The sequence below is a fragment of the Isoptericola sp. 178 genome (genome assembly GCF_030586525.1).
GTDB lineage: Bacteria > Actinomycetota > Actinomycetes > Actinomycetales > Cellulomonadaceae > Isoptericola > Isoptericola sediminis.
Genome location: NZ_JAUQYN010000002.1, coordinates 161,258 through 169,902, shown reverse-complemented (window position 1 = coordinate 169,902; position 8,645 = coordinate 161,258). Strand labels below are relative to the sequence as shown.

9 protein-coding genes and 1 tRNA gene are annotated in these 8,645 nt (G+C 74.2%); 4 read left to right on the top strand and 6 right to left on the bottom strand.

Translation table 11 applies throughout. The annotated features are described in order from the left end of the window. Positions 1-132: 132 nt before the first annotated feature. The 4 genes from Q6349_RS05390 to Q6349_RS05375 form a co-directional block, all read right to left on the bottom strand. Positions 133-987: an aldo/keto reductase gene (locus Q6349_RS05390; RefSeq protein WP_304603211.1), complete on the bottom strand. Its 855-nt coding sequence runs from the start codon at positions 985-987 to the stop codon at positions 133-135. Positions 988-1,214: 227 nt separating this feature from the next. Continuing rightward, positions 1,215-1,287, bottom strand: a tRNA-Ala gene (locus Q6349_RS05385). A 96-nt stretch (positions 1,288-1,383) separates the two neighbouring features. Continuing rightward, a complete protein-coding gene (locus Q6349_RS05380; protein WP_304603210.1) occupies positions 1,384-2,535 on the bottom strand; it encodes a DUF4231 domain-containing protein in 1,152 nt (383 codons plus the stop codon). A gap of 80 nt (positions 2,536-2,615) precedes the next feature. Continuing rightward, the gene (locus Q6349_RS05375; protein WP_369810856.1) at positions 2,616-3,254 is read right to left on the bottom strand and encodes a GNAT family N-acetyltransferase; all 639 of its coding nucleotides are present in this window, start codon (positions 3,252-3,254) and stop codon (positions 2,616-2,618) included. 64 nt (positions 3,255-3,318) lie between these two features. On the opposite strand from Q6349_RS05375, the gene Q6349_RS05370 reads away from it, so the two are divergent. Further along, positions 3,319-3,975, top strand: coding sequence for a 5-formyltetrahydrofolate cyclo-ligase (locus tag Q6349_RS05370; RefSeq protein ID WP_171247112.1), 657 nt, complete (start codon positions 3,319-3,321; stop codon positions 3,973-3,975). A gap of 16 nt (positions 3,976-3,991) precedes the next feature. Here the strand turns inward: Q6349_RS05370 and Q6349_RS05365 are convergent, their stop codons facing one another. Beyond that, positions 3,992-6,649: a penicillin acylase family protein gene (locus Q6349_RS05365; RefSeq protein WP_370375398.1), complete on the bottom strand. Its 2,658-nt coding sequence runs from the start codon at positions 6,647-6,649 to the stop codon at positions 3,992-3,994. Between the two features lie 71 nt (positions 6,650-6,720). Here Q6349_RS05365 and Q6349_RS05360 point away from each other — a divergent pair, with 71 nt between their 5' ends. The 3 genes from Q6349_RS05360 (at position 6,721) to mscL (ending at position 8,346) form a co-directional block, all read left to right on the top strand. Further along, positions 6,721-7,038, top strand: coding sequence for an FmdB family zinc ribbon protein (locus Q6349_RS05360; protein ID WP_304603209.1), 318 nt, complete (start codon positions 6,721-6,723; stop codon positions 7,036-7,038). 94 nt (positions 7,039-7,132) lie between these two features. Next, the gene (locus Q6349_RS05355; RefSeq protein WP_304603208.1) at positions 7,133-7,792 is read left to right on the top strand and encodes an SAF domain-containing protein; all 660 of its coding nucleotides are present in this window, start codon (positions 7,133-7,135) and stop codon (positions 7,790-7,792) included. A 152-nt stretch (positions 7,793-7,944) separates the two neighbouring features. Beyond that, on the top strand, positions 7,945-8,346 hold the full coding sequence (mscL, locus tag Q6349_RS05350) for a large conductance mechanosensitive channel protein MscL (RefSeq protein ID WP_369810854.1): 402 nt from the start codon (positions 7,945-7,947) through the stop codon (positions 8,344-8,346). 64 nt (positions 8,347-8,410) lie between these two features. Here mscL and Q6349_RS05345 read toward each other — a convergent pair whose 3' ends face one another. Further along, positions 8,411-8,626 carry a hypothetical protein gene (locus Q6349_RS05345; RefSeq protein ID WP_304603207.1) on the bottom strand — a complete coding sequence of 72 codons (216 nt, stop codon included), beginning with the start codon at positions 8,624-8,626 and terminating at the stop codon, positions 8,411-8,413. Between the last annotated feature and the right edge of the window lie 19 nt (positions 8,627-8,645).

The window sequence follows — 8,645 nt, the reverse complement described above, 5'->3', positions numbered from 1 at the left end:
GCACCCCCCCGGGCCCCGGCGGCCCCCCCCCCCCGGAACCCGGGGGGGGCCCCCCCCGCGCGCGGGGGGGGCCCCCGACAGGACCGTCGGCCGGTCAGGCCCGCGCGGAGGCGGCGACCGGACCGGCCGGGATCACGCGCCGCTGTAGACGGGGAAGACGGCGCTCTTGCCGTAGTCCGTGAACTGCACCCGGAACAGCGTGTCCATGTCCTCGTCCGAGATCTCGAAGTCGACGTCGGCGTTGCTGCGCATGTGGTCGGGGTTGGCGGTCTTGGGCACCGGGAGCGTGCCGAGCTGCAGCGTGTACCGGATGCACAGCTGCGGGACGGTCACGCCGTACTTCTCCGCCATCGCCACGACGTCCGGGTCCTTCAGGATCTCGCCGTGCGCGATGGGCGAATAGGCCTCCACGAGGATCCCGTTGCTCTCGCAGAAGTCGAGAAGGTCGAACGGGGTGTTGCCGACGTGCACGAGCAGTTGGTTCACGTGGGGCGTGACCGTGCTGCCCTCGAGCAGGTTCTCCAGGTCCTTCTGCTCGAAGTTGGACACCCCGATCGACCGCAGCTTGCCGGCCTGGTAGGCGTCCTCGAGCGCGCGCCAGGCCTCGCGGTTGCCGTCGGCGTAGTCCCCGCCCCGGAAGTCGTCCCAGGGCTGCGGGCTGTGGATCAGCATCAGGTCGACGTAGTCCAGGCCCATCGTCTCCAGCGACGCGTCGATCGACGCGACCGCCTCGTCGTAGGACTTGACCTCGGCGGCCAGCTTCGTCGACACGAACAGGTCCTCGCGGGGAACGCCGGCGGTGCGGACACCCTCACCGACCCCCCGCTCGTTGCCGTAGGCCTGCGCCGTGTCGATGTTCCGGTACCCGATCGCGACGGCGTCGCGCACGGCCTGGGCCACCACGTCGTCCTTGATGAACCAGGTCCCCAGGCCGATCCGGGGGACGGTCACGTCGTTGGACAGGGTGTACGTCTCGTTCAGCATCATGGTGGATCGCTCCTTCGGTTCGTGCGACGCCGTCCACGCTAGAACGGGCCCCGAGAACCTGCGAGGCACCACTGGTACACCTCTCGGGGGCGAACCCCACGACGCCGGCAGGACCGTCGCGCGCCAGGGCACGGCGCGGGGAGCGTCCACCCGCATCGACGTGCAGGAACGGGCCGGAGAGACGACGAAGGCCCGGAACCGCAAGGGTTCCGGGCCTTCGTGCCGGGTGGAGCTAGGGGGATTCGAACCCCCGACCTTCTCATTGCGAACGAGACGCGCTACCAACTGCGCCATAGCCCCGTGAAGCGGTAGTCAGATTAGCACCTGGCCACCGCTTCCGACCAAATCGGGGCGGCCCCGACGACGTGACGTGCGTCGCAGCGACCGACGGCGACCTCAGCCCGCCGCGCGCCGCCGCGCCAGGATCTGGTCCAGCGGCAGGCCCAGCGTCTCCGACCGCGGGCGCGGGTCGTCACCGGCCGACGGCTCCGGCGTCGTCGCAGCCGGTCCGTCCGCCGTCGACCGTCGGCCGGCACGGTCCTCCACGGTCCACCGCTCGCTGCGGACCCGGCCGCCCTCGCCGTGGGTCGAGCCGGCGAGCGAAGCCAGCAGCCCGGCCGTCGTGGAGCCGCGCGGCGGAGCCTCCGGCTTGGTCACGTAGGTCGGCAGCGGGACCGGGACCGGGTCCCAGGGAGCACCGCCGACGCGCCACGCCGTCCCGTCCGTGCCGTCCGGCGACCCCGGGCGCTCGTCGGCGGAGCGCTCGCTGACGTCGTCGGACGTCGGAGCCTGCGGAGAGGACCTCGGTTCGTCCTCCTCGGCGGGCTCGGCCGGCCGGTCGGAGGAAGGGGCCACGGTCTCCCGCCGGTCCCGGGCCGACGTGGCCGACGGCGGCGGCTGGACGCGCGGGATCATCTGGGTGTTCGTGTCCGAGGGGTGCACCGCGTACCCGGTCACCCGGGCACGGTTGCGCGGCGCGTACGGCCCGCCGTGCGCCAGCGTGCGGCGCTGGGTCGCACGCTGCTGCTCGGCACGACGCTCGGCGCGCCAGCGGGTGTCCGACCGGCGCGAGGTCATCACCGCCAGCCGGCCCAGCACCAGCACCACCGCCAGCAGCACGGACGGCACCGCGGCGACCGGCCACGGCACGGACCCGAGGGCCACGAGCGTCCACCCGGCCGCCGTCACGAGCGCCAGCACGACGCTCAGCGCGAGCCGGCGGCGCGCACGGGCCGCCCGGCGCTCCAGCACGGCGAGCCGTGACGCCCGCACCTGCGGCGTCATGCCCGACGCCGGGCCGGAGGTGTGCGCGGACACGCGAGGCGTGCTGCCCGTCGTGGGCCCGTGCCCCGCCGCGCGGTTCGTGGGCATCACTCGTCCCTTTCCTGCTCCGTCCGCCACCGTCAGCATCCGCAGGCCGCCGGAGAACCGGTCGTCGACCCTGGCCGCGGCGAGCTCGGTCCGTCGGCGCAGCTGAAGCGGCACCCAGTAGCCGAGCCAGAGCACGAACAGTGCGATGACTGCGAGCCCGGCCGGCGACGTTTCCATGACCTGACGGTAGGCGAGGTGGGCACGCCCGGGCCGCACCACGGGGCGGCGTGTCCGCGACCTGGACGGCGCGCGAGCGTTCAGGCCTCGTCGCGGGTCCGCTGCCAGCGGCTCAGCAGCCCCCCGGGGACCTCCTCGGTGGTGAGCGCGAACGTGCGATGGTCCCGCCAGTCCCCCTGGATGTGCAGGTACCGCTCGCGCACGCCCTCGTCGCGGAACCCGAGCTTGGCCACCACCCGCAGGCTGGCGGCGTTCTCCGGGCGGATGTTGATCTCCACCCGGTGCAGCCCGACCACCTGGAAGCAGTAGTCGGTCACCATGGCCACCGCGGTCGGGGTGATGCCCCGGCCCGCCTGCTCCCGGGAGATCCAGTAGCCGATGCTCGCCGAGCACAACGACCCGTACTGGATCGACGACACGGTGAGCTGGCCGACCAGCTCACCGTCCAGCTCGACGGCGAAGGGCAGCGCCGTCCCCGCACGGGCCTGCGCGCTCAGGGCCCGGACGTACTCGCCGAACGACGACGTCCCGGGCCGGTCCCCCGGCGTCGTGGCCTCCCAGCGGTCCAGCCAGTCCGCGTTCGCACGCCGCAGCCGCATCCACGCGGCGCCGTCGCGTCGGCGCAGCGGCCGCAGCACCACCGCACCACCCGAGGGCATGTCCTCGCGCAGCGTGACCGGCCAGGGCTTGGTCACCGCCCACCCTCTCGTGTCGCTCATCCGACCCCCGTCCACGCCCGGCATGCCGGGCCCCTCGACTCCCGGACCCTGCCACAATGAGGGCATGCACGGCGACCGCAGGCCTCTGACCACCCCGCAGCCGTACCCGATCGTCGACGGCATGGAGACGGGCGACGCCAAGGACGAGCTGCGCCGCGCGATCCGCCACCAGCGCCAGGAGCGCTCGCCGCGGCTGCGCGAGGAGGCGGCGGCCGCGTTCGCCGAGGTGCTGGCCACGCTCCCCTCGGTCACCGAGGCCGCCGTCGTGGCCACCTACGCCTCGCGGCCGACCGAACCCGGCACCGCGGCACTGCTCGAACAGCTCGCCGGCCGCGGCGCCCGGGTGCTGCTGCCCGTCCTCGGCGCGGGACTGGCGCGGGACTGGGCCGAGTACACCGGGCCGGAGGACCTGCTGGAGCGCGCCCCGGGGCGGCCGCCCGAACCGGGGGGCCGCACGCTGGGCGGGGACGCGATCGCCGACGCCGACGTCGTCATCGCCCCGGCACTGGCCGTGGACACCCAGGGCGTACGCCTCGGGCAGGGCGGCGGCTGGTACGACCGGTCGCTGAAGCGGGCCCGCCCGGGCGTGCCGGTGGTCGCGATGGTGTTCCCGGAAGAGTTCTACGACGCCACCGAGCGCCCGCTCCCCGTGGAGGACCACGACGTGCCGGTGCACGCCGTGGCCACCCCCGAGGGCTGGCAGCCGCTGCCCGCCCGCTGACGGGGCGGGCAGCGGGTCAGGGCACCAGGGTCGCGGTGTCCTCGGCGCTCTCCTCGACGGCCTCGCGCGAGAACGGCCAGGCGAACGTCTCCCCCGCCGCCCAGGCGGAGAGCTGGTCGTCGTAGTGCGGCGAGGCCGGGTGGCCCGACGTCCCCGTCACCGTCACCCAGGTCGACGCGTCCAGGTCGGCGAGGTCGACGACCATCCGCATCGAGGGTCCGGTCTGCACCGCGAAGCTCCCGGTGGAGGCGTCCCACCCGGTGGCGTTGACGATCGAGCTGCCGCCCGCCATCTCCACCGCTCCGGGGTTGACGTAGTCGCGCACCACGCCGGGGACGTCCGGACCTCCGAGGACCGGGTGCTCCAGGGAGAGCTCGTGCAGCGCTCCCCAGCTCCAGTCGCCGGGGTCCTTCGAGAGCTCGACCGTGAGGTCGTGACGCGCCGTGACCAGCGCCCGGGTGAGCAGCTCGTCACGCGTCTCGAGCACGTTCAGCGTGGAGCGGTCGTCCCAGAACGGGTCGTCGGGCCGCTCGAGCATGTCCCGCACCACGACGAGCCAGCGGGAGCCGCCCGAGGGCAGGGCGTCGGCGGGCAGGTCGTCCCAGAAGGTGGCCGAGAGCAGGTTGCGCCACACGGCGTTGAAGTACGCGGCGGCCGCCGAGTCGGCGTCCGTGCGGTAGTCCCACCCGGCCAGGAGCTCCTGCCCCGCCGCGTCGTAGGGGTCGTCGATCTCCATCTCCAGCAGCACCGGCACGAGGGCCGCGGCGAACGGCGACCAGTCGTCGAGCATGATCTCGTTCATGTCCTCGACGGTGAACTGCCGGCCCGCGCTGATCTGCTCGGTGAGCAGGGTGCGGATCCGTTCGGACCGGAACCCGTGGTCCCAGTCCTTCCCCAGCTCGGGTCCGACGCCGTCGGGCAGCACGGCCTGGTTCGCCGCGACGATGAACCCCTCCTCGGGATCGAGCGCGCGCGGCATGTCGGCCGGGTCGACGTACCCCGTCCAGTCGAACCGGGGGTCCCAGCCGGGTCGAGGCCAGGTGCCGTCCGACGGCACGGGCCCGTCGACGTCCCGACGCATCGGCACCCGCCCGGGCGCCTGGTAGCCGATGTGCCCGTCCGTGGTGGCGAAGACGATGTTCTGCGCCGGCACGTCGAAGAGCGCGGCCGCCTCGGTCACGTCGGCGGCGTCGCTCGCGACACCCAGCGCGAACACGGCATCGGCCGTCCGCCCGGGTTCGAGGGCGGTCCAGGCCAGCGAGACGGCGTACTCGCCGAACTCCGTTCCGTCCTCCGTGGGCGATCCCACGACCGCGCCGACGTCGAGCACGTCCGAGACCACCGGCCCGTGCTCCGTGGACCGCACCGGCAGCTCGACGGGGTCACCTCCGTTGACGCGGATGGTCTCGGTGCGCGACTCCATGTCGACCCACTCCTCGGCGTCGGCGTCGCGCAGCCAGGTGTCGTTGCGGACGCGTTCGACGAAGAAGTCGGTGACGTCGGCACCCAGGTTCGTCAGGCCCCAGGCCAGGTCGCCGTTGTGGCCGATGATCACCCCCGGGAAGCCCGCGAAGGAGAACCCGCTGACGTCGAACGGGCACGAGTCGTCGACCTGCTCGCAGTGCAACGAGACCTGGGACCAGATCCCGGGCGCGCCCAGGGACAGGTGCGGGTCGTTCGCCAGCAGGGGTTCGCCCGAGGCCGTCAGGTCCCCCGAGACGACCCAGGAGTTCGACCCGGAGGCCTCCCCCCGCCCGACGAGCACCGGGACGGAGTCCAGCGCGGCCGTGGCGGACTCGATGGCCGCGTCGAGGGCCTCGGTGCCCCACGGCAGCTCGGTGGAGGTCCGGGCGACCGTGTCGGCGTCGGAGGCCCTGAGGTCCTCCTCGGCGAGGATCGGCGTGTTGCCGGCCGCCGCGTAGGCGGGGAAGAGCTCGTCGACCAGCTCGACGTCCTCGAGCGTGCTGTAGGCCTTGGCGCGGGCCAGCTCGTCGTCGTAGTTGCCGCGCAGGTCCCACGCCATCGCCTTGAGCCAGGCCAGCGAGTCGACCGGGTCCCAGGGGTCCGGGTCCGCGACGTCCACGGTGACGCCCAGCACCGTGTACTCCACGGCGAGGTCCTCCGGGGCACGGTCGGCCAGGTAGGCGTTGACGCCCTGGGCATAGGCCTGCAGGTAGGAGCGGGACTCCGGGGAGATGAGGTTCCACTCCTCCTCGGCGACGTCGCGCCACCCGAAGGTCCGGATGACCTTGTCGGCGTCGATGGCGGCGGGGACGTCCCCGACCAGCTCGGCGAGCCGGCCGGAGGTGACGTGCCGCCGGTAGTCCATCTCGAAGAAGCGGTCCTGGGCGTGCAGGAAGCCCTGGGCGGCGAACAGGTCCTCCGCGGTCGAGGCGTAGACGTGCGGGACGCCCTGGGCGTCGCGCTGCACGGTCACCTCGCCGCTCAGACCGGGCACCTGCTCGGTCGCGGCGTGGTCGGGCAGCGGCCGCCGGGCGGTGACCACCGTGAACGTGACGGTCGCGACGACGGCCAGCACGACGAGCACGGCGATGCCGACGGCGGTGCGGCGCAGCCGCGACCGTCGGGGCGGGGCGGCGTCGTCCTCGGGCGGTTCGTCGCCCGAGCGGGGCGGGTCGGATTCGTGCGTGACGGGGTCGGTGCTCGCAGACACGCAGGCGAGACTACCGCCCGAGTATGATTGGCACTCGCAGGATCCGAGTGCCAGCCATCTGAGGAGAGACCGTGCCCACGTACGCCTACCGGTGCGCCGACTGCGGCCACGCCTTCGACATCCGCCAGGCGTTCAGCGACGACGCGCTCACCGTCTGCCCCGAGTGCGCCGGGCGGCTGCGCAAGCAGTACGGCTCCATCGGGGTGACCTTCAAGGGGTCCGGCTTCTACCGCACGGACTCGCGCGCCGGCGGGGGCAAGAGCTCGGGTTCCTCCTCCTCGGGCGGGACCTCGTCCCCGGGCGGGTCCTCCTCCGGCTCCTCCGGCTCCTCGGGCGGTTCCTCCTCGAGCTCCTCCTCCGGCGGGTCCTCGCAGGCCGCCTCCGCCTGACCTCAGGGGCCCCGCCCACCCACCGGCGCAGGTGTCCACAGACGGGTGCCCGGCTGCGCCGCGACCCCGCACCGCCGGCCTAGCGTTCCCCGGCATGGACCTCACTGCGAACCGTCAGGTCGGTGCGTACCTGCGCCTGGTCGTGTGGCGGTCACGCTTCGTCGTGGCCGCCTGCTGCTGCGGGCTCGCCGCCTGGGCGGTCGTCGCGGCCGTCCGACCCGCGCCGCCCCCGACCCTGGACGTCCTCGTCACCGCGCACGACGTCACCACCGGCCACACCCTGACGTCCGACGACGTGACCACCGTGCCGGTCCCGGCCGCGCTGGCCCCGGCGACGCTGCTGCGCGACCCCGACGAGGCCCTCGGGCGGACGACGGTCGTCGACCTGGCGGCCGGCACCCCGCTGTCCGCCTCGGTGGTCCGGCCGGGCGGGCCGGCAGGGTCCGCTCCGCCCGGGACCGTCGTCGTCGCGGTGCGCCTCACCGAGTCCGGCTGGCTGCGCCCCGGGGACCGCATCGACCTCGTCGCCACCGACGACGGCGGGACACGACTGGCACGGCGCGCCCAGGTGCTGCCGCCGGCCGCGGAGGATCCCGGATCCAGCGCCGTCGACGAGCCGGGCGCCGGTCTGCTCGGCGTCCCGGGCGCCGGCGACTCCACCGGCGTGACGTTGGTCGCCGTCTCGCCCGAGGAGGCCCCCGCGGTATCGGCCTCCTCCGGGTGGGGCGCGATCGCCCCGGTCCTCGTGCCGTGACGGCCGGGCCGGCGACCCGTGCGCCGGGAGCCGCCCGCCGGCGCCCGCGACGGTGCGTTGCCTTGCGCGACGGCTCCCGGGCTGATCGGATGCCGGTCGACCGTCGCGCGCGGCGAACCGCCGCGCTCCGCACTCCGAAGGGACGCCGTCAGATGACAGGCATGCTGTCCGGGTTCAAGCAGTTCATCATGCGAGGCAACGTCGTCGACCTCGCGGTCGGCATCGTCATCGGCGGCGCGTTCGCCGGGGTCGTCAGCGCGCTGACCGACGGCCTGCTCACCCCGCTGATCGCGGCCGTCTTCGGCGAGGCCAGCCTGGCCGGGGTCGGGAACTTCACGCTCAACGGCGCCCAGTTCTCGATCGGGCTGTTCCTGGACGCCGTGCTCCGGTTCCTGCTCGTGGCGGCCGCGCTCTACGCCGTCGTGGTGCTGCCGATGAACAGGCTGGCCGAGCGGCGCGCCCGCGGTCAGGAGCCGGAGCCGGAGCCCGTGCCCTCCCCGGACGTCGTGCTGCTGACCGAGATCCGCGACCTCCTCGCCGAGCGCCGCGCCTGACGCCCAAGCGCCACCGGTCGGGCGACCGCCCGGCCGGAACCGACCTGCGGGGCCGGCGCCGGGGTCACCAGTGCGGGGGCACGTCCCCGCGCAGCCGGTCGTCGTTGGACCCGTGACCGCCGGACTCGTCCGTGCTGACGCCCCAGTGGGTCTCCTTCTCGCTCCCCCGGCGCACGGCCCGGCGGGGCCCGCGTCGGCGTGCGCCCGCCGGCACGGCGGGCGCCTCCGGGGTCCCGGCCGGGTCGACGGGGTCGACGGGGGGCTCGGCGTTCTCGCTCACGGGACCATTCTGCCCGCCC